The sequence below is a fragment of the Telluria sp. BA11 genome (assembly GCF_056680305.1).
In genome coordinates, this window is the sequence record NZ_CM155275.1 from 1,061,841 (window position 1) to 1,082,103 (window position 20,263).

Consider the following 20,263-nt stretch of genomic DNA (forward strand, 5'->3'; position numbering starts at 1 on the left):
TTAGCGGGCCATGCCGGCGGGCGGACGTGGCAGGTCGCGGGCACGCGTGCCCCAGCCCTGCGCATCCGGCTGCGGCGCCAGCTGGTACTTCAGCGCGCCGCCCGACTGCAGTTGCTCCCAGTCGAGCCAGACGCGTTCCACCGCGCGGCCGCCGTAGTTGACCGACTTGACGAAGCCGCGCTGGCCCGGCTTGGCGCCCGCAGCGTCGATGCGCAGCGTGCGGCCCTGCGCCAGGTCGATCTCGGCGCCGGCAAAGCGCGGTGCGTGCAGCAGGAAGCGGCCGCTGCCCGGCATGTCCGGATAGATGCCCAGCGCGCTGAACAGGTACCAGGCCGACATCGTGCCCAGGTCGTCGTTGCCCGTCACGCCGCCCGGCCCGTTGGTGAACAGCGTTTCGGCAGCGCGCAGCACGGTCGTCGTCTTCCACGGCTGGCCCATCAGCGTGTACATCCACGGTGCGTGCAGGTCCGGCTCGTTGTTCGGGTTGTAGCGGAACTGGGCGTAGTAGCTGTACGGCCCCACCACCCACGACTTGCGCACGGCGTTCGGGTCGGCCAGCACAGCCTCGTAATCGAAGAACTGGTCGAGGCGGCCGAGGGCCGGTGCCTGCCCGCCCATCGCTGCGGCCAGGCCCGGCACGTCCTGCGGCGCCAGCCACTGGTACTGCCACGCCGTGCCTTCATGGAAGCCATGGTCGCCGCGCGGGTCGAACCCGCTGCCGACGTCGGCGAACCAGCTGCCGTCGATCAGGCGTGGGCGCGGGAAGCCGCGCTGGCCGGTCGGTTCGTCGACCGCGTTCGCGTCCCAGATCGTTTTCCAGTTCAGCGCGCGCTGCGCCAGCACACGGGCGTCGTCCTCGTGGCCGAGGGCCTTGGCCATCTCGGCCAGCGCGCCGTCGGCCAGCGCGTATTCGAGCGTCGCCGAGGCGCCGTGGTGCGGATCGGTGTCCATCCCTTTCGAGACAAAACTGCGGTCGTACTGCACGAAGCCCTGCTTCATGTAGTTCGGATTGCCCGAGCGGCCTTGCGGACGGATGCCGTGGGCCGGCACGCCGAATGCGTTTTCACGCAGCGCCGTGTAGGCCTGCGCTTCGCGGCCCTTCAGCGCGCCGAAGCGCCACAGATCGACCAGGAACGGCGTGACCGGATCGCCCGTCATGATATTGGTCTCGAAGTTGGCGTAGCCCCAGCGTGGCAGCCAGCCGCCCTGGTCGCGGATCGCCAGCACCGAGGTCGCGATATCGCGCGCGCGCTCGGGGCGGATCAGCGCCAGCAACTGGTTCTGCGCGCGGTAGGTGTCCCACAGCGAGAAGAACTCGTAGTAGGTCCAGTCTTTTGCGGTATGGATCGCATCGTCGTAGCCGCGATAGCGGCCGTCGGCGTCGTTGCCCGTCAGCGGCTGCAGCAGCGCGTGGTACAGCGCCGTGTAGAACACGGTGCGGTCATCCTTGCTGCCGCCCTTGATGCGCACGCTCTTGAGTTCGCGCTGCCAGGTGGCCTGCGCCTTGGTTTTCATCGCATCAAACGTCAAGGCTTTGTCGCCGGCCTTGCCGTCGGCGGCGAGATTGATGCGCGCGCCTTCGGCGTCGACGTGCGAGATCGCGCTGACGGCGGTCACAGCCTGGCCGTTCTTCAGGTCAAAGGTCAGCCACACGCCATGCGGCTTGGCCTCGCCCTGCTGGCTCGGACCGGCGGCGCCAGGCCAGCCGCCACGGTCGTCCCAGACGCCCTTGGCGGCAATCGGCTGGTCGAACTCCATGCGGAACCAGGTCGTGTACTTGGCGCCGCCGCAGAAACTGCGGGTGACGATCTTGCCTTCGACGGCGCGCTCGCCGACGACCTGCACTTCGCTGCCGATGACGCCATGGCGCTCGTTGGCCTGGGCCACGTTGAGCAGCACGTGGCCGGTCTTGGTGCCGGGCGCATAGGTGTAGCGTTCGGCGGCGGCGCGGGTCAGCGCAGTCGCTTCAGCCGTGATGCCGCCGTAGCTGGTCAGCTTGACCTTGTAATAGCCAGCCTGGCCCACCTCGCCGTCATGCGTGTAGTCGGCGGCGTAGCGCTTGTGGTCGAAGGTGCCTTTCTTGGCGGTGTCGAAATCCCCGCCCGGGCCGATGGTGCCGGTGACCGGTAGCACCGACAGCTGCCCGCCCTGCTCCCAGCAGCCGGCGCCGGACAGGAACGAGTGGCCAAAACCCCGGATTCGCTTGTCGCTGTAGCGGTAGCCGGCGTAGTGGTCGGCAATCGGGCTGACCTGGATCATGCCGAATGGCGCGGAGGCGCCAGGGAAGGTATTGCCTTCATCCTGGGTGCCGATGAAGGTGTTGACCGGCATGCTGTCGGCGGCCAGCGCGACCTGTGCGCCCAGGGGCAGCAGGCAGGCCAGCACCAGCGTGGGGACACTGAAACGGGTACGGAAATGCGGCATCACGATGCTTCTCCTTCGAGCAGTTCGAACAGTTGGTGCATGGCCGCCGGGGGCGGTGGGGTGGCGCCGGCCTGCAGGCAGGCGGCGGAGCCGGCCGCCAGTGCGGCGTGCAGGTGCGCCTGCAAGGGGCGCTGCGGATGGCGTGCAAGGCTGTGCAAGAGGCCAGCGGCGCTGGCGTCGCCCGCGCCCACGGTGTCCACGACCGCCACTTTCGGCGCCAGCGCGTGGCAGCGCTCGTCGCCATGGAACAGGCTCGCGCCCTGGCCGCCGCGCGTGAGCAGGCAGTAGGCGGCGGGGTTGAACGCGCGCAGGCGCGCCAGTGCGTCGTCCAGCCCCAGGCCGGGGAACAGGCCGCGCAGATCGTCGTCCGACACCTTGATCAGGTCAGCCAGCGAGGCCATCGCTTCGAGCGTCGGCGTGTAGCGTGCATCCATCAGGTTGCGGTAGTTCGGATCAAAACTGATCGACACGCCCCGTTCCTTCAGCCTGCGCGCCAGCGCCACCAGCGTGGCGGCCAGTGGCTCGCGCGCCAGGCTGATGCCGCCGAAGTGCGCCCAGCGCAGGCCGTCCAAGGCGCCGGCCGGCAGTGCCGATGGATCGAAATGCAGGTCGGCGCTGTCGTCGCCGATGAAGAAGTAGCGTGGCGGCTCGCCGCCCTCGACCACGGCCAGCAGCGGCGCGCGGTCCACGCGCTGCAGCAGGCGCAGGTCCAGGCCAGCCGCTTCGCTGGCGGCCCACAGCGCGTCGCCAAAACGATCGCGGCTGATCGCGCCGGCAAACGCCGTCGGCTCGCCCAGCACCGCCAGCGCACGCGCCACGTTCCAGGTGGAGCCGCCCACGCGGCTGACCCAGCGTTCGTCGCCCTGATGGATCATGTCGGTCAGCGCCTCGCCGGCGCACAGCATGAACGGCGCATCAACCATGGCGGGGTCCTTTCATCGCGGCGACGATGTCGTAGACGGCGCCCATCGTGTGGTAATCGACCTTGCCGGCCGGGCTTTTCTCGTCGCTGAGTTTGCGATTCTCGCGGTCCAGGATGCGGTACCAGGCACCGTGCTGGTGGTCGACGAAGTGGCTCCAGCTGTATTGCCAGAGCCGTTCGTACCAGGTCCAGTAGGCGTCGTTGCCGGTGCGCGTGGCCAGGAGCGCTGCCGCGGCGGCGCTTTCGGCCTGCACCCAGAAGTACTTGTGGCTGTCGCAGACGGTCAGGTCGGGCGCGAGCGAATACGCCACGCCGCCGAATTCGTTGTCCCAGCCCTTCTCCACCGCCACCTTGAACAGGCGCTCTGCGGTCGGCAGCAGCCAGCTCAGATCACCCGTCAGAACGCCCGGGGCACGTGCTTCGAGCTGCACCAGCAGCTTGGCCCATTCGGTGAAGTGGCCCGGCTGGTAGCCCCACGGGCGGAACAGGTTTTCCGGGTCGTCGATGTTGAACTTCCAGTCCGGCTGCCACTGTTCGTCGTAGTGTTCCCAGACCAGGCCACCGCAGCGCGCGGCCTGGCGCTGCGTGATGTTGCTGGCCACCAGATAGGCGCGCTCGAGGTAGCGTGCTTCGCCCGTGGCCTGATGCGCCGCCAGCAGTGCTTCGACCGCATGCATGTTCGCGTTCTGGCCGCGGTACGTCGACAGCGTGCGCCAGTCCTGGCTTGCCTCGTCGGCGTACAGGCCATCGGCTGCATTCCAGAAGCGTGCTTCCATCAGGTCGAACGTCTCGCCGATCCAGGCGCGCGTCTCTTCCAGCCCCGCCATCGCCGCATGCGAATACGCCAGCAGCACGAAAGCCTGGCCGTAGGCATGCTGGGTGCCGTCTTCGACGTCGCGTCCGTCCAGCATCCAGGCGTAGCCGCTGCCGTCGGGTGCGCGGTGCGCGTCGCGCAGGAAGCGCACCGCGTGCTGCAGGCCGTCCAGGTAAGCCGGATCGCCGAACTGGCGGTACGCCATCGCGTACGTGAACACGAAGCGCGTGCTGCTTACCAGGTGCCGGTGGCGCGGGTCGTAAACGGCGCCGTCATCCTTGAAATAATGGAACATGCCGCCGGCGGGATCGATCGCGCGCGGGTGGTAGAAGCGCATCGTGTGGCGTGCGTGGTCGAGCAGCAGGTCCGGGCTGCGAAAGTTCGGGAACGTGGTCATGGTGGGGGATGGTGGTTGTTCGCTAGTCGTCGTAGCTGCTCTCGCGCACGATCATCTCGACTGGCAGGGTTATCTGGGTGGCGTCCACGTCGCTCTGCTGGAGGCCGGGCTGTTGCAGGTTGGTTTGTTGAAGCTCGGGTTTGGCGAGCAGCGCATCGACGCCGGCGCGGCCCAGCGCTTCCTTGTCCACGCGCACGGTGCTCAGTGGCGGGATGGCGGCAGCCGCGGCGGCGATGTCGTCGAAGCCGACGATGGCGAGGTCGTAGGGAATCTTGAGCCCCTCGCCCAGGCAGTACTTCATCGCGACCAGCGCCGTGCTGTCGTTGTAGCAGAACAGCGCGTCGGGCCGCTTCGGCAGCGCCAGCAGGCTGCGCATCGCCTCAATGACGCCGTCGTCGCCCTCGCCCATGGTGGGCACGCTCACTTCGAGGTTCGGATCGGCATGCATCTTGGCGTCGAACAGCGCCTGGCGGAAACCGCGGTTGCGCTGACCGATGCTGTAGTGGGCCAATGACCCCGACAGCATCGCGATGCGCTTGCGCCCGACCCGCAGCAGGTGCTGCGTGGCGAGGTAGCCGCCGCTGATATTGTCCGGATTGATCGACGTGAAACCGCGCCGGTGCATGTCGACCAGCACCATCGGCTTGCCGGTCTGCTGCAGGGCCGTGAGGATTTCCGGCTCAAAAAAGCCGGCGCACAGGATCGCATCGGGCTGGTGCAGGCGGATCTGTTCCAGCACCGGTTCGGCCGGCCCGACGACGATCAGCGACAGCGCGATGCCCTCGCGCCGGCACGCTTCTTCGGCCCCGTGCAATACGGGTGTGAAGAAGGGGCTGGACGTGAGGGTGTTGTGCTGGCTGTGCAGCAGGAACGCGATGCGGCGGATCCGGCCTTTCTTGAGCAGCGAAAAGTCGTAGCCCAGCCGCAGTGCTGCATCGCGCACGGCCGTGCGCGTGGCCTCCGTCATGCCGCCCTGGTTTTTCAGCGCGCGCGAGACGGTGCCAATGGACAGCCCGGTGGCGCTGGCGATGTGGCGCAGCGTGACCTGGCTCACGGGCGCGTCTCCGGCATGCCGGGCATCGTGATCATGGACATGATCGGTCTCCAATCGTTGGTTTAATAAACGCCTCTGTGGGCGTTTTTTGCGTCGTCCGGATGGCATCCGGCGCGCGTTGTTCCAGTGCGTTTTATAACAGCCGCGCCTCCGGAGCGTCAACGCGGGCAGACTAAACTGCCCGTGTTTTAGCGCGTTTTAGTAAACAAGCAGCGCCCCAGAGTGCAGTGTGTTTACCGCGCTTCGAGCAGCTCCACTTCGGCCAGCTCGAACGCTGCGTCCTGCGCAAAACGCAGGCGGTATGCCTTGTACACGCCCGGCTTGGCGATGCCGAACGGGCGCAGCTGACGCTCCCAGGCAAAGACTTCGTTCTCGCGCGTGTCGAGTGCAACCCAGCCGCCCTTGGCGTCACGGCCTTCGAGCGTCCACGACACCTTGCCCAGCGGCGCCTTGCCGCCGGTGAGCGTGTAGTGGCTGATGCGGGCGCTCTTGGCCAGCGTGACACCGATGTTGGCTGCCGCCGGTACTTCCACGGCGGTGGCCGCGTCGTCGTCGGTCAGCGGCGCGGGGGCGCGTTTGCCGTCCAGCGTGAGTGTGGCGCCCTTGCTGCGGTCGGCCAGGCCTGCAGGGCGTTTCCCAACAGGCGTCAGCGACGCGGGCAAGTCACCGGCCCCGGTGCCCCAGGTCGACGGCGTGCTGCCCATCGTGAATTCCAGCGTCGCGCCGGCGGCGATGTCGTCGTGGCGGATCCAGGGTTTGGTCCACGGCTTGCCATTGACGGTGAGCGACTGCACGTAGACGTTCTCCGGGCTGTTGCCATGCGCGATCACGGACAGCGTGCGGCCGTTTTCCAGGCGCACGTCGGTGCGCGCGAACGCCGGCGAGCCGATCACGTATTCGGGTGACCCCATCCGCAGCGGATACAGGCCCATCATCGCGAAGGTGTACCAGGCCGACATCTCGCCATTGTCTTCGTCCCCCGCATAGCCCTGCCCGATCTCGCTGCCCAGGTACAGGCGCGCCAGGATGTCGCGCGTGATCTTCTGCGTCTTGGCAGGCTGGCCGGCCGCCGCGTACATCCATGGGATGTGGTGCGACGGCTGGTTGCTGTGGGCGTACATCCCCATGCGCACGTCGCGCGCTTCGGTCATTTCGTGGATCACCTGGCCGTAGCTGCCCGAGAACTTCGCCTGCGCCGTTTCTGGTGTGGCGAAGAAGGTGTCGAGCCGCTTGCCCAGCGCGGCGCGCCCGCCCATCAGGCTGGCCAGTCCTTCGGCGTCGTGTGGCACGGTGAACGCGAAGTTCCAGGCATTGGCTTCCGTGTAGTCGCCACCCCAGCGGCGCGGGTCGAACGCCTTGGCCGGTTCGCGCCATGCGCCCTTGGCGTCGCGGCCACGGAAGAAGCCCGTCGCCGGGTCGTACAGGTGGATGTAATCGGTGGCGCGCGCGCCGAAGTATGCAGCTTCCTCGCGGTAGCGGCGGCCACGTGCGGTGTCACCCTCGCCACCGGCCAGTGCCGTGGCCATCTGCGCCAGGCCGAAGTCGTTCAGTGCGCCTTCGAGCGTCCACGACATGCCTTCATGGACCGACGCATCGGCATAGCCACGATACATCGACTTGCCCAGACCCTTGCGCCCGACGTTCGACACGGGCGGCACGACGGTCGCGTTCTTCAGCGCCGCCTCATAGGCCTGGTGCGCATCGAAGCCGCGCACGCCCTTGAGCCAGGCGTCGGCGAAAGCGACGTCGGAACTGGTGCCGACCATCAGGTCGGCGTAGCCCGGCGACGACCAGCGCGCCACCCAGCCGCCGTCACGGTACTGCTGCAGAAAGCCGTCGACCATCTCGCCGGCGCGGGTCGGCGCCAGCAGCGCGTATGCAGGCCACGTGGTGCGGAAGGTATCCCAGAAGCCGTTATTGACATACACCTTGCCGGCGACGACGGGCGCGGACGTCTTGTCGTCGTCACCCCCGGTCTTGGCCTGCGACCAGCCACTCTGGTCGGCGTGGCGCCAGTCGGGCTGCTGCGCGCTGCCGACGTTTTCATGGCCGACGTTCGGGTACAGAAACAGGCGGTACAGGTTCGAGTAGACCGTCGTCAGCTGGTCGTCGCTGGCGCCGTCCACCTTCACCCGGCCCAGTTCTTTGTCCCATGCCGCCTGCGCGCGCTCGCGCACTGTGTCGAAGTCGGCGTCGCCGATTTCCAGCGCCAGATTCTTTTGCGCCTGCTCGACCGAGATCAGCGAGGTCGCGATGCGCATGCGCACTTCGCCGCCGTCGCCCTTGAACTTGATGTAGCCGGTCGGGCGGCCCGTCTCCAGGGGGCCGCTGGCCTGCCAGCGCTGATCAAAGCGGGCGAACACGAACATGCGCGTCGCGCCGTTGGACAGGCCGCTGCGCGTGTCGGTGTAGCCGCGCAGCGTCTGCGTGGCTGCGTCCAGGCGCAGGCCGCCGCGTGCATCGACGTTATCGAACAGCAGGTTGGCGTCGCCCCCTTGCGGGAAGCGGAAGCGGAAGATCGCCGCCCGCTCGCTCGGCGCGATCTCGGCGCGGATGCCGTTGTCGAAGTCCACGCGATACGTGTGCGCACGCGCCACTTCGTTATCGTGCGAAAACGACAGCGCGCGGCGCTTGCGGTCGGGATCGGGCTGGCCGGTCGCGTTTGACGGCATGATCTGGAAGGTCTGGCGGTCGCCCATCCAGGGGCTTGGCTGGTGGCTCAGCGACAGCGCCTGCAGGCGCGGCCGGTTGTTTTCGTCGTTCTGCTCGTTCCAGCGGTACAGCCAGCTCAGGGTGCTGGCATCGGTGGCGGGCGTCCAGAAGTTGAAACCGTGCGGCATCGCCGTGGCCGGGATATTGTTCCCGCGCGAGAAGGTGCCGTTAGCCTGGGTGCCGCGCGTCGTCAGCACGTGGTCCGTCGGGCGCTTCGCCTCGGCGCGAGCCTGCTCGCCGATGACGATGTCATCGAGCCAGCCGCTGGCACCGGCGGCCGCGGTGGGCTGCAGCGCCAGCTCGATCGACTTGATCCGGCGCCCTGCCAGGCTGCCCAGGCGCACCGACTTGTGCGCCCACTGCTGCGGATACAGCGTGTTCGACTTGGCCTGCGCCGCCGCGTCGATACGCACGCCGTGGTTGTCGCGCAGGTCCAGGCTCGAGATGCGGCGGCCATCGTCCAGCACCAGATCCAGCGCCACGCCGGTGGAGGTGGCGATGTCCCCATCGACGATTTCGGGCAGCACGTTCCACGACAGGACCGTGTCGGCCTTGATCGCCAGCTCGACCGCGAACAGCGGCAAGCGCCCGCCCTTGGCGTCCGCGCGATATTGCAGCGCGCGCAAACCGGTGTAGCCGGCCTTCGCCTTGGCGGCGTAGGGTTTATCAGGGCCGCTGCCCGGCGTGACCCTGATGCCCTCGCCCGTGCCGGTGGCAGGAAGGGGCTCGTTCGCTTCGAACGACGTGGCAAAACCGTTTGCAGTGCGGGGTTCGGCAGCATTGGCCATGCTGGCCAGCAGCATGGCCACGGCGGCGCCGATGGTGTGGGTCTTGTTCATGGGGTGATCTTCCAGGAAGTTGGGTTGGTCGCACGCATGGCGTCACGCAGCGAACGGACATGAAGGGCGGCGCGCAGCACGCTGTCGCTGGCGGTGGACGTCACGCGTACGGTGACGGGTTCGCCCGGCAGCACGGTCAGGGCATTGTCGTGGAACTGCGCATCGACGTCGCCGGCATCGAGCCAGACGCCGCGCGCCAGTGTCGCTGCCGTGATCTCGATGCGGTAGCCGTTACCATCGCGGCGCACGGTCGTGTGCAGGCCGGGATCGCGCCAGGCGACGTCCTTTGCCGGCACGAAGTAGACGACGCCGGTCGATGCCGGCTCGCCATCCACCTGCAGCGTGAACACGGCGACGGTCGATGCCGGATCGGCGCCGGCGAGCAAGTCGGTGTCAGCATACGCGCCCGCGTCGATGGCCGACAGTGGCGCGATGGTCATGGCCTCGCGCGTATCGCGCAGCACGGCGCCATCGAGCGACATCACGCGCGTGCGGAGCGTCCCCTGCACCGCATGCGTGCGGTCATTGAGCAGGCTGACACGCGTGGCACCACGGGTATCGCGCAATGCCGCCACGGCGACCGGTGCAAAAAAGCGGCGCGCATGAAATTGCAGCGCTTTTGGCCGGCCGAACCAGTCGATGCTCGACCACGACGCGCCCGGCCACACATCATTGAGCTGCCAGTACAACGAGCCCATCGTATGCGGCCGGCTGCGGCGATGGTGCAGCGCGGCCAGCTCGATGCCGTCGGCCTGCATCACCTGGCTCAGATAGGCAAACGCGGGAAAATCGACCGGTTCGCCGAACTGCTCCTGCACGTACTTCATCAGGCGCTCATTGCCCTTGCCGGCCATGAATTTCTGATGCGCTTCGATGACCGGCGTGGCCACGCCCTGCTCGGCGCGCGTCGCGAACGCGTCGATCGTGCGCTGCACGGGCCACGCTTGCAGCCCGTATTCGGACATGAAGCGCGGCGTGATGTCGAGGTAGTTCGAGACCGGATGCGCCGGATTGCCCCACACTTCCCAGTAGTGCATGTCGCCACTGCCAGGCGTGTTGGCCGCTTCCTGCAAATCGTTTCCAGGGGAACTCGACCAGTAGCCGATGCCGCCGCCTTCTTCGGCCACCACGCGACGCAGGTCGACGCCGAACAGCGCGACATACCCATCCCACACCTGACTGGCAAAGACCGGATCGGCGCGCTCGAGTGTCTTGCGGTGGCCCCAGTTTTTCCAGGCGATCTCCTGCTCGTTGTTGCCGCACCAGAGCACGATGCTCGGGCGGTTGCGTAGGCGCCGCACCTGGTCGCGCGCCTCGTGGACGACACTTGCGCGAAACGCCGGATCGTACGCCGGCTGCATCCCGCCGCCGAACATGAAATCCTGCCAGACCATCAGGCCCAGTTCATCGGCGAGGTCATAGAAATCCTCGTCCTCGTAATAGCCGCCGCCCCAGCTCCTCAGCATGTTCATATTGGCGTCGGCTGCCGACTGCAGCACGCGCCGTAGCTGCTCACGCCTCACGCGCGGCTGGAACATGTCGAACGGGATCGTGTTGGCGCCCTTGGCAAACACGGGAATGCCATTGATGACGAAATAGAAGCCCTGGCCGGCGGCGTCGCGGTCGCGCCGCAGTTCGACGCTGCGCAGGCCCGTGCGCGCAGCGTGTGTCGCAAGCGTGTTGTTGCCATGGCTGACGTCGAGCTGGTAGCGGTACAGCGGCTGCTTGCCGTAGCCGTTCGGGAACCAGCGCTGCGGATCGTCGATCCGCACTGGCATTTCAATGCGGTTAGCGCCGGCATTTAGATCGACGCGCCGCGTTGCGGCGAGCGTGCGCTGGCCGCCGGGCGCCGTTTGCCACAGGCGCAGCGTGAAGCGCCCTGCGCGCACTGCGTCCAGCGATGCGATGGCGGCGACGTCGGCGCGCGTGGCGTCGACGCGGTCCTGGCGCAGCTGCAGGTCGTCGATGCGCACCGCGTCCCAGCTGTGCAGCACGACGGGTTTGCCGATGCCGGCCGTGACGTAGCGCGGGCCCCAATCCCAGCCATAGTGATAGCCGGGTTTGCGCACGAAGTTCGCGCTCAATACGTCTTTCGGTTCGTCGCCATACGGCGACGCGTAATTGCCGGCGATCTTGTGCGGCATCGCGGCAACCTGCGGCAGCATCGTGTTGATCGGCGAACGGAACACGATGCGCAGGATGTTGCCGTGTTCACGCAGCCGGCCCGCCACCGGCACGCGCCAGGTGCGAAACGCGTTGTTCGCATCGAGCAGCTTGACGCCGTTGAGCCAGACTTCGGCAAAGGTGTCGAGTCCGGCGAATACCAGCTCGCTGCGCGCCCGTTGCAGCACGGCGCGCGGCACGTCGAAGGCGGTGCGGTATTCCCAATCGGCCAGGCCGATCCACTGCAGGCCCGCTTCGGGCGCGCCGACGTAGGGATCGGGAATCAGGCCGTGGGCCAGCAAGTCGGTGTGCACGGTGCCCGGCACCGTGGCGGCGCGCCATGGCATGAGGTCAGGATGCGTCGCTTCACGTGCGTCGCCCGGCAACAGGTGGAAGCGCCAGCCCCCGTCGATGACGAGCTTGTCGGATGGGTTGGCCAGGGCGAGGCCTGCGCAAAAGAAAAGAAGCAGGCCGGCGCACAGCGCGCGCCAGCCGCCGCCGGCCGTCGAGATCGTGGTGATCCGGTCGTTCATGGCGTGATCCTGGAAAAGAGACACTGGTAGGGTGGACGAGGAACCCGTCCACCCTACGCATGACCCCGGCGATGGTCGATACAGACTAGAACTTGTAGTTCAGGCCCATATACGCCACACGGCCGGCGTAGTTGTTGCTGTAGAAGCGCGACTTGGTGTCGTTACCCAGGTACGAGTGCGACTCTTCTTCGGTGGCGTTCAGGACCGATGCGGTCAGGCTCAGCTGCGGCGTGAAGTTGTACGACGCGTTCAGGTCGACCTGGCTGTACGGCGCCTCATACACGTTCAAGCCGTTCATCAGACCGTTGACCACCAGGCCGCGGCGGTTGTACGACGCGCGCAGCATGAGCCGGTCGGTCGAGTAGAACACCGTCACGTTGGCCTGGTTCTTGGCGCTGCCCACGAGTGGCGAGGTGCCGATCTCGGTGCCGTCGGCCAGCGTGATCGCGGCCTGGTTGGTCTTGTTGTACGTGTAATTGACCTGGAAGCCGATGCCGTTGTCGAACGTGTGCTGGCCGTACAACTCGATGCCTTTCGACACCGCGTCGCGCCCGCCGGCACTGGTCGCGTAGTTCTGCACCGCGATCGCCTCGCCACCGAGGTTCAGGTTGACGTCACGCACCACCGGTACCGCGAAGTTCTTGACGTTCTTGCGGAAGATGCCGGCGCCGAGCACCGAGCCGCGGTGGAAGTACCACTCCAGGCCCAGGTCGTACTGCGTGGCCTGGTACGGCTCAAGATCCTTGTTGCTGCCCGAGCCGAACCAGCCCTGGCGGTCGCCCCCGCCGATCAGGCGGCGATCGTTGACGTATTCCTGGCTGTAGTTGCTCAGGGCGCCCGGCGCGCCGATATCGTTGTAGCTCGGGCGTGCCACGACTTTCGAGGCCGCGCCGCGCAGCAGCAGCGTGTCGGTCAGGTCGTACGCAACGTTCAGGCTTGGCAGCACGTCGGTGTAGGTGCGGTCGAGCGCGCTGACGACATAGGTCGACACGTGGCCCGTGGCCGGATTGGTTTCGCTGTCCGGCACGACCGTGAAGCCACTCGTGCAACCCGAGCCGGCAGGTGCCCCAGCAGCTGGCAGTCCACCGGCCAGGCATGGCGCCGGTGTGCCGTCAGGACCGTCGAAGAAGTAGTCGTTGTAGTAATCGACCTTGTCGGTCGAATCGGCATGCTGGCGCGTGCGCACAACGCGCACGCCCAGGTTGCCGCGCAGGCGGTCGGTCTTGAAATTGCCCTGCAAGTACATCGACGTGATCTTTTCATCCACGTTGTAGATGAAGTTTTCTTCGTTGCGGGTCTGCATCTCGCCATACGTCTGGTTCAGGTACGAGATGTAGGCCGGGTAATTGATGCCCGGGAAAGCGCTGGCTTTCAGGCCGCCCGTCAGGTTGCCCAGCGATTCGTCGTACAAAAATTCAGGACGGAACTGGTTGGCCGACGAATCGCACCCGTTCTGGTAGCGGCTGTCATAGTCGCCCGGATTGGCGCCCTTGCAGACCCAGTAGTTGTTGCCGGTGCTGCGGCTGGTGCCGCCGTCGCGGTACTTGGCACCGAACTGGACCGAGTCGAGCCAGTTGCTGTCGGCGTGCCAGGTCAGGTCGGCTTGCGCGTAGTTCTGTTCGGTGCTGTTGCGGGTCCAGGACGACGAGGTCGAACCCAGGTCGATCTCGCCAATGCCGTTACGCAGGTTCTGCATCAGTTCCGGCGCGAACGTCATCGTCGGCTTGCCGCTGACGTCCCACGACGTGGCCGTATTACCGAGCGACCAGCTGCCATCGGCATTCTGCCGGCGCGGCTTGATCGGCATGCCGAATTGCAGTTCCGGGCCACCCTTGGCCCAGGTGCGGCCGGCCTTGAAGGTGGCGTCGACGTTGTCGCCCTTCCATTCGACTTCGAAGTCGGCCGTCTGCGACAGCGCTTTCTCGCGGCTGTAGCCGCCGGCGATCTGCGGGGTCGGGATCGTGCAATCGTCCGGACCGAAGCCGCCGGTGTTGGTCAGGCCGGCAGCGCCGGCCTGCGCGCTGTTGCAGTAATACGCCTTGCCCGGACGCACGCTGTACTGCGCGCCGGTGACCACGGTGCCGCTCGGGTCGAACGTGAGGCCGTCGAGCAGTCGTCCGCCCGGCCAGTTGCCGTCGCCGTCGAAGCGCGCAATATTCCACTCCGGAACCTTCAGCTGGTTCAGCTGCGAATTCTGCTGCAGGTCGAAGCGGAAATAATTGGCCGTCATGTTCAGGTTACGCAGCGGCTTGAACTGCAGCGTGACCTGCCCGCCCTTGCGCTCGCGCTCGGTGGTGCGCACGTCCAGCGCAACGGCGGTCGGCATCGCAAACTTGGTGTAGTACTTGCCCGACTGGTCGTAGAAGCCCGACTGGCCCCACCAGAACGAATTGAGTTTCGATGGCTGGCCATCGGCGCCCACCGGCGGCTGCGCCTTGTAGTCGTCGGCATACCATTGCCAGTTTTCGGTGCTCGCGCCCATCGTGCGCGTGGTGCGCTTTTGCTGGGTGTAGCCAACCAGGACGCCGAAGCGGTTGCTCTCGTCGTGCCAGGCGTACTGGCCGGAGAATTGCGGGTCGGTCTTCTTGGTGGTATCGGCCCAGGTGCCTTCGGCATTGACGAAGCCCGTACCTGACTTGACGTCGAGCGGCCGGCGCGTGCGCAGGATCACCGTGCCGCCGATGCCGCCTTCGTCGAAGCGCGCTTCGGACGTCTTGTACAGCTCGGCGCTGGCCAGCATGTTCGACGGCATCAGCATGTAGTTGAACGAGCGCGACGGATCGCCATTCGATTCGGCGGTGGCGACGTAGTTGCCGTTCAGCTGGGTCAGGGTCAGGTCGGACGACAGACCGCGCACGCTGACGTTCTTGCCTTCGCCGCCACTGCGGGTAACGACCACGCCCGGCACGCGCTGGAGCGCATCGGCCACGTTCTTGTCCGGGAATTTGCCCACGTCTTCGGCGGTCACCACCTCGACGATGGAATTGGCTTCGCGCTTCTGGTCGAGGCTTTTCTCGATGGAGTAGCGGAACCCCGTCACGACCACCGTCGACGGGCTGGCAGCGGCAGGCTGGTCGGCGGACGGCGCCTCGGTAGCTGCAGTTGCAACTGCAGTTGCGGCCGGGGTTGTCTGCACTGCGCCTGGCTGGGCTGCCGGCGGCTGGGCAGGCTGGTCGGCCGGCATGGTCTGGGCGTGCACGGTCGACAGCGACAGCAGCGCGAGGCTGACGGCCATGGCGATGGGCGTGACGCTGCAGCGCTGCCGCGAAGCGCGGTGGGTGTGTGAATGCATGTGTGTCTCCTGGTCGTGCCCTGTATGGGCTATCTTTTATGGCGGCAGCTGGTCCGGGCGGCCGTCAACCGGCAGCCTTTGCGCACCGCAACGTGAAGCGTCCCGATGTCATCGCCAGCGCGACACGTTCTCAGGGTGTCGCCTGCCGGCCTGTCGCAGATTTACTAAACGGTGGGCATCTCATCTGCATGTTGCAGGGGTCGTGCAAACCGGTACCGCAAATTTATACAAGTAGTGTGTGAAGCCTCAACAAACTTTGGCGGTTTGCGCGAAGTTTAGTGCCGTTTAGTAAACGACGACTGCACAATTTGCTTCCAGGAATTTTTCATGACGTGTACACGCTGTCGGGCATCTCCATGATTTCTCCACATTGTGGGCGCAGGATGTGTTTCATGCCCACCAAGGAGAACACCATGAACCACATCATCCGATCCAGCCTGGCCCTCGGCCTTGCCATCACCCTGCCACTGTCAGCCAGCCTGGCGCACGCCGCCGAACAACCCGACTGCCGTGGCACCAGCAGCAAATGCGCACCGCCACCACCGCCGCCTGCACCACCGGCACCGCCAGTGGGTGCAGTTGCACCAGTGGCGCCGCCGGCACCGCCGGTTGGTGCGCCGCCGCCGCCGCCACCACCAGCACAGGGTGCTCGCGCCCTGAGGGACATGCCGGTACCGCCAGCGCCACCGGCACCGCCGGCACCACCGGCGCACGCCAAGCGGATCGCACCGCCGCCGCCACCGCCAGCAGCCGGGATGCCCGACGTTCCGCCGCCCGCACCGGCTGACGGACCTGCCGTCAAACCGGTCGCAAGGTAACCGGACGCACCGCAGCATGCGACTTGACTGACCTTATGTTGCGGTGCAAAATAGCTGGCTATGACCGTATTGTTCCTCCCCGCCACCCAGCTCCACCGCGCCCAACGTGCTCACAGCACGCGTCGCGCCGTGATGCGGCTGGCTGCGGCATCCTTCCCAGGATGCGGACTGCCACGCGGTTATTTCTGCTCAGTAACACCTCCGTAATACCCCTTCCCCCATTGCACGTCCATGCACCGCCGTCATCACGACGCCGGAGCGTTGTCGTTCGTCTTGCTGCGCCCTGCTTCGTGCACGGCGCTCCCATTTCTTGCACTCGGCTGTTACAGCCCGGGAAGGTATCCTCATGGTATTTCAACACATCCGCCAGGACTGGTTCTCCAACGTCCGTGGCGACCTGCTTGCAGGTATCGTCGTCGCTCTCGCCCTCATCCCAGAGGCCATCGCGTTTTCCATCATTGCCGGCGTCGACCCGAAGGTCGGCCTGTACGCGTCGTTCTCGATCGCGACACTGATCGCCTTTTTCGGCGGGCGCCCGGGCATGATTTCCGCTGCCACCGGCGCCATGGCGCTGATCATGGTGTCACTCGTCAAGGAACACGGCCTCGATTACCTGCTGGCCGCCACCATCCTGACCGGCGTGCTGCAGATCGTCGCCGGCTGGATCAAGCTGGGCCGCCTGATGCGGTTTGTCTCGCGCTCGGTGATCACGGGCTTCGTCAACGCCCTGGCGATCCTGATTTTCCTCGCCCAGTTACCTGAACTGACGAACGTCACGTGGCACGTGTACGCCGTCACCGCGGCCGCGCTGGCCATCATCTACGGCCTGCCGTACCTGACGCGCGCCGTGCCGTCGCCGCTGGTCGCGATTGTCGTCATGACCGGCGCGTCCATCGCACTGGGCCTGGACATCCGCACCGTCGGCGACATGGGCGAGCTGCCGGACAGCCTGCCGTCGTTCCTGATCCCGAACGTGCCGTTCAGTCTCGAGACCCTGCAGATCATCTTGCCGTACTCGGCCACGCTGATGCTCGTCGGCCTGCTGGAATCCCTGATGACCGCCACGATCGTCGACGACCTGACCGATACCCGCAGCGACAAGAACCGTGAATGCGTCGGCCAGGGCATCGCCAACATCGCCACCGGCTTCATCGGCGGCATGGCCGGCTGCGCGATGATCGGCCAATCGGTGATCAACATCAAGTCTGGCGGACGCACCCGCCTGTCGACACTGATGGCTGGCGTCGTGCTGCTGCTCATGGTCGTGTTCCTGGGCGACTGGGTGCGCCAGATCCCGATGGCGGCGCTGGTCGCCGTGATGATCATGGTGGCCATCGGCACGTTCAGCTGGAGTTCGATCAGCAACCTGCGCGCGCATCCGACCAGCTCCAGCATCGTCATGCTCGCCACCGTCGTCGTCACTGTGGCGACTCACGACCTGGCCAAGGGCGTGCTGGCCGGCGTGCTGCTGTCGGGCGTGTTCTTTGCGCAGAAGGTCAGCCGGATGCTGGGCGTCACGTCGCGCGTCGAGGCTGACAAGGACGGCGGCGAAGTCCGCCACTACCTGGTCAGTGGCCACGTGTTCTTCGTGTCATCCGACCAGCTCGTCCATGCGTTCGACTACAGCCCGACGCGCGCGACTGTGCACATCGACCTGAGCGATGCGCATTTCTGGGACATCACCGCCATCGGCGCGCTCGACAAGGTCGTGCTGAAATTGCGCCGCGCCGGTGCGCAGGTGGTCGTGCATGGCCTGAACGAAGCCAGCGCCACCTTGATGACCCGGTTTGCCATCCACGACAAGGACGGCGCCGAAGACATGCTGGCCGGGCACTAATCGGATCGTGGCGCAGACGGGCGTCATGAGGTTGGCAGATTGATTACAATCAGCGCCTATTTCATGCCCCTGGAGGCGCCATGTTCGACTTCGATCTACCCTGGTGGGAGCTGATCGCGCGCGGCGCGATCGTCTACTGCGCCCTGCTCGCCATGATGCGCATTGCAGGCCGCCGTACGGTCGGGCAATTCACGCCGTTCGACCTGCTGGTGGTAATGCTGTTGTCCGAATCCGTGTCCAATTCGATGACCGGTGGCGACGAATCACTGCTCGGCGGGCTGGTCATCGCCGCGACGCTGGTGGCGCTGACCGTGCTTATCGCCTTCCTGACATCGCGCAGCCGCAAGTTCGAGGCGTTCGTCGAGGGCAGCCCCGTGTTGATCGGGCGCGATGGCGTGTTCTTCAAGGATGTGATGAAAAGTTGCCGTCTGTCGCAGGACGATGTCGAAGAAGCGCTGCGCGGCGCCGACTGCCCGCGCCCGAAGATGAAGTGCGCGTTCCTCGAAGTGAACGGCTCCATCAGCATCATGCAGAATCCGCAGTAAATCAGATCGCTGCGGCGCGTTCTGCCAGCAGGCGACCCCAGGCCGGAATTGCGGCGTGCCAGAATGCCTCGATGGAATCTGGCGCTGGCCCGTCGAGCACAAGCCCCAGGAACGCCGCAGTCTCCATCAGCACGCCGATTGCGGCAGGCGCATCGCCTGCCGTGACGGCAAGCGCGCCCGTCTGCTTCGACAACTTTTCCCCATTGCTGTTGCGTACCACCGGCACGTGCAGGTAGCGCGGTGTCGGTGCGCCTAACAGCCGCTGCAGATGGATCTGGCGCGGTGTCGAATCGAGCAGATCTGCGCCGCGCACGATGTCGGTCACGCCCTGATCGATATCGTCCACAACGACGGCCAGTTGATAGGCCCAGAACCCGTCCGCGCGCTTCAGCACGAAGTCGCCGGCATCACTGGCCAGATGCTGCGTGATGGGCCCTGAAAAGCGGTCAACAAAGGTGATGGCATCCTCGCCCGCCGCCGGCACACGTACGCGCAGGCTGCGCATCGTGCGGCCCGGACCGAGGCCATTGCGGCAGGTGCCGGGATAGATGGCGCTGCCGTCGGGCGCCACGCCAATGCGTGAATCGGCGATCTCGCGCCGGTTGCAGCCGCACGGATACGTATCGCGCTCAATGCGCGCAGCAGCAGCTTCATACAAATGCTTGCGCCGGCTTTGCCAGACGATGTCGCCATCGTGCGCCATCCCCAGCGCGGCCAGCAATTGCAGGATGCCTTCGGCCGCGCCGGGCACGCTGCGGCCTTCGTCGATGTCTTCGATGCGGATCAGCCAGGTGCCGCCATGCCAGCGTGCATCGAGGTAGCTGGCCATGGCCGCGACCAGCGAACCGGGATGCAGCGGCCCGGAAGGCGACGGCGCAAAGCGGCCGATGTAAGGCTTGTTCACTGCAATCTGCTTATTTCTTCGGTTGCTTTTCGTGGGCGGCGATGATGCCGGCGACCTGGCCGTTGACGGCATTGGGCACTGCCATTGAGAGCTGGTAGTGGACGATCTCGAAGCCGGATTTGGTCTTGCGCAGCACGCCACTGGCCATCGCCGGCCCCATGTTCTTGGTATCGAGCAGCTCGTCGAACCAGATCAGCGATTTGTCGGCCGACGCATAGACATTGCGGCGCGTGGCCTTGAAGGTCCAGGCCGACTTGGCATCAAAATATTTCTTGGCCCACGCCTTAAAGGCGTCGCGCGTCCACAGCTCGGTGCGGTCGGTGCCGATATACACGCCATCCTTGGCGATCTTGTCGAAGTACGCCGTGCGTGCGTTGGCGGCGTCATCGTGCCAGCCATCGACGAAGACGTTGACTTCGCGCGTGAGAGTCGCATCGGTGGCGGCGTGCGCGGCGCCGCCCAAGCCCAGCGACAAGGAAAGGCACAGGAAGCCGGCGGCGAAAAAGCGTTGCATGGTGGTTCCCTCGATGACGGTCATGAGCGAAACATTCTACACATGCACGCGACAGGCCGGGGCGCTACCGCTTCGCTGGTTCGGGTTGATGCTCGATGCCGAGCACCGTTGCCTCATGCGGGCCGTCCGGCTGCTGCCACGACATCCGCCCGCCCACGCGCGCGCCCAGGAGCGCCATGCCGGCCGGCGTGAGCACCGACAACCGTTCTGCGGTGTCCTGCATATCGTTGGGGTAACTCAGCGTCATCGTTTCTTCTTCGCTGGCACCAGCCACGCGAAAGCGCACGCGCGAATTCATGGTCACGACATCTAGCGGCATCTCCCACGGTTCGACCAGTTGCGCATGTTCGAGTTCACCCAGCAGCGCGTCACGCGCTCTGGCCTGCGCTGGCGAAAGCCGGTCGAGTACACGCTCGAGGCGCTCGAGGTCCAGCCATGAAACAACCATTGAATCACTCATTTCAGTCTCCACGATCAGCTTTGGAAGAGCCGGCT

13 protein-coding genes are annotated in these 20,263 nt (G+C 66.1%); 3 read left to right on the forward strand and 10 right to left on the reverse strand.

What is annotated here, in order from left to right:
• The 7 genes from AC1MGT_RS04685 to AC1MGT_RS04715 form a co-directional block, all read right to left on the reverse strand.
• Positions 1-2,424, reverse strand: coding sequence for a GH92 family glycosyl hydrolase (locus AC1MGT_RS04685; RefSeq protein ID WP_499504253.1), 2,424 nt, complete (start codon positions 2,422-2,424; stop codon positions 1-3).
• Entirely contained in the window at positions 2,424-3,347 is a 924-nt protein-coding gene (locus AC1MGT_RS04690; protein ID WP_499503207.1) for a carbohydrate kinase family protein, read from the reverse strand. The genes AC1MGT_RS04685 and AC1MGT_RS04690 overlap by 1 nt, the downstream gene beginning before the upstream one ends.
• Positions 3,340-4,557, reverse strand: coding sequence for an AGE family epimerase/isomerase (locus AC1MGT_RS04695; RefSeq protein ID WP_499503208.1), 1,218 nt, complete (start codon positions 4,555-4,557; stop codon positions 3,340-3,342). Before AC1MGT_RS04695 ends, AC1MGT_RS04690 begins: the two co-directional genes overlap by 8 nt.
• Before the next feature lie 22 nt (positions 4,558-4,579).
• On the reverse strand, positions 4,580-5,611 hold the full coding sequence (locus tag AC1MGT_RS04700) for a LacI family DNA-binding transcriptional regulator (RefSeq protein ID WP_499503209.1): 1,032 nt from the start codon (positions 5,609-5,611) through the stop codon (positions 4,580-4,582).
• Positions 5,612-5,844: 233 nt separating this feature from the next.
• On the reverse strand, positions 5,845-9,162 hold the full coding sequence (locus AC1MGT_RS04705; RefSeq protein WP_499503210.1) for a GH92 family glycosyl hydrolase: 3,318 nt from the start codon (positions 9,160-9,162) through the stop codon (positions 5,845-5,847).
• The gene (locus AC1MGT_RS04710) at positions 9,159-11,858 is read right to left on the reverse strand and encodes a beta-mannosidase (RefSeq protein ID WP_499503211.1); all 2,700 of its coding nucleotides are present in this window, start codon (positions 11,856-11,858) and stop codon (positions 9,159-9,161) included. The genes AC1MGT_RS04705 and AC1MGT_RS04710 overlap by 4 nt, the downstream gene beginning before the upstream one ends.
• 85 nt (positions 11,859-11,943) lie before the next feature.
• Entirely contained in the window at positions 11,944-15,150 is a 3,207-nt protein-coding gene (locus AC1MGT_RS04715) for a TonB-dependent receptor (RefSeq protein WP_499503213.1), read from the reverse strand.
• A gap of 413 nt (positions 15,151-15,563) precedes the next feature.
• Between AC1MGT_RS04715 and AC1MGT_RS04720 the strand changes: the two genes are divergently transcribed.
• The 3 genes from AC1MGT_RS04720 to AC1MGT_RS04730 all read left to right on the forward strand — a co-directional run bounded on the left by AC1MGT_RS04720 (position 15,564) and on the right by AC1MGT_RS04730 (position 18,350).
• Positions 15,564-15,968, forward strand: a complete 405-nt coding sequence (locus tag AC1MGT_RS04720) for a hypothetical protein (protein ID WP_499503215.1) — start codon at positions 15,564-15,566, stop codon at positions 15,966-15,968.
• 346 nt (positions 15,969-16,314) lie between these two features.
• Positions 16,315-17,805 (forward strand): SulP family inorganic anion transporter, encoded by a 1,491-nt coding sequence (locus AC1MGT_RS04725; RefSeq protein WP_499503217.1) that lies wholly within the window; start codon positions 16,315-16,317, stop codon positions 17,803-17,805.
• An 80-nt stretch (positions 17,806-17,885) separates the two neighbouring features.
• Positions 17,886-18,350, forward strand: a complete 465-nt coding sequence (locus AC1MGT_RS04730) for a DUF421 domain-containing protein (RefSeq protein WP_183555464.1) — start codon at positions 17,886-17,888, stop codon at positions 18,348-18,350.
• A 1-nt stretch (position 18,351) separates the two neighbouring features.
• Here the strand turns inward: AC1MGT_RS04730 and gluQRS are convergent, their stop codons facing one another.
• From gluQRS to rnk, 3 genes are all read right to left on the reverse strand, one after another.
• Positions 18,352-19,254 carry a tRNA glutamyl-Q(34) synthetase GluQRS gene (gluQRS, locus tag AC1MGT_RS04735; protein WP_499503219.1) on the reverse strand — a complete coding sequence of 301 codons (903 nt, stop codon included), beginning with the start codon at positions 19,252-19,254 and terminating at the stop codon, positions 18,352-18,354.
• Between the two features lie 10 nt (positions 19,255-19,264).
• On the reverse strand, positions 19,265-19,768 hold the full coding sequence (locus AC1MGT_RS04740) for a nuclear transport factor 2 family protein (RefSeq protein WP_499503220.1): 504 nt from the start codon (positions 19,766-19,768) through the stop codon (positions 19,265-19,267).
• Between the two features lie 64 nt (positions 19,769-19,832).
• Positions 19,833-20,228, reverse strand: a complete 396-nt coding sequence (rnk, locus tag AC1MGT_RS04745) for a nucleoside diphosphate kinase regulator (RefSeq protein ID WP_499503221.1) — start codon at positions 20,226-20,228, stop codon at positions 19,833-19,835.
• Positions 20,229-20,263: the final 35 nt, after the last annotated feature.

Bases quoted from the DNA above. Each gene is read 5' to 3' on its own strand.
- AC1MGT_RS04695 (WP_499503208.1), bottom strand. From the start codon at position 4,557: ATGACCACGTTCCCGAACTTTCGCAGCCCGGACCTGCTGCTCGACCAC.
- AC1MGT_RS04710 (WP_499503211.1), bottom strand. From the start codon at position 11,858: ATGAACGACCGGATCACCACGATCTCGACGGCCGGCGGCGGCTGGCGC.
- AC1MGT_RS04720 (WP_499503215.1), top strand. From the start codon at position 15,564: ATGAACCACATCATCCGATCCAGCCTGGCCCTCGGCCTTGCCATCACC.
- AC1MGT_RS04715 (WP_499503213.1), bottom strand. From the start codon at position 15,150: ATGCATTCACACACCCACCGCGCTTCGCGGCAGCGCTGCAGCGTCACG.
- AC1MGT_RS04690 (WP_499503207.1), bottom strand. From the start codon at position 3,347: ATGGTTGATGCGCCGTTCATGCTGTGCGCCGGCGAGGCGCTGACCGAC.
- AC1MGT_RS04685 (WP_499504253.1), bottom strand. From the start codon at position 2,424: ATGCCGCATTTCCGTACCCGTTTCAGTGTCCCCACGCTGGTGCTGGCC.
- AC1MGT_RS04705 (WP_499503210.1), bottom strand. From the start codon at position 9,162: ATGAACAAGACCCACACCATCGGCGCCGCCGTGGCCATGCTGCTGGCC.
- rnk (WP_499503221.1), bottom strand. From the start codon at position 20,228: ATGAGTGATTCAATGGTTGTTTCATGGCTGGACCTCGAGCGCCTCGAG.
- AC1MGT_RS04740 (WP_499503220.1), bottom strand. From the start codon at position 19,768: ATGCAACGCTTTTTCGCCGCCGGCTTCCTGTGCCTTTCCTTGTCGCTG.
- AC1MGT_RS04725 (WP_499503217.1), top strand. From the start codon at position 16,315: ATGGTATTTCAACACATCCGCCAGGACTGGTTCTCCAACGTCCGTGGC.
- AC1MGT_RS04730 (WP_183555464.1), top strand. From the start codon at position 17,886: ATGTTCGACTTCGATCTACCCTGGTGGGAGCTGATCGCGCGCGGCGCG.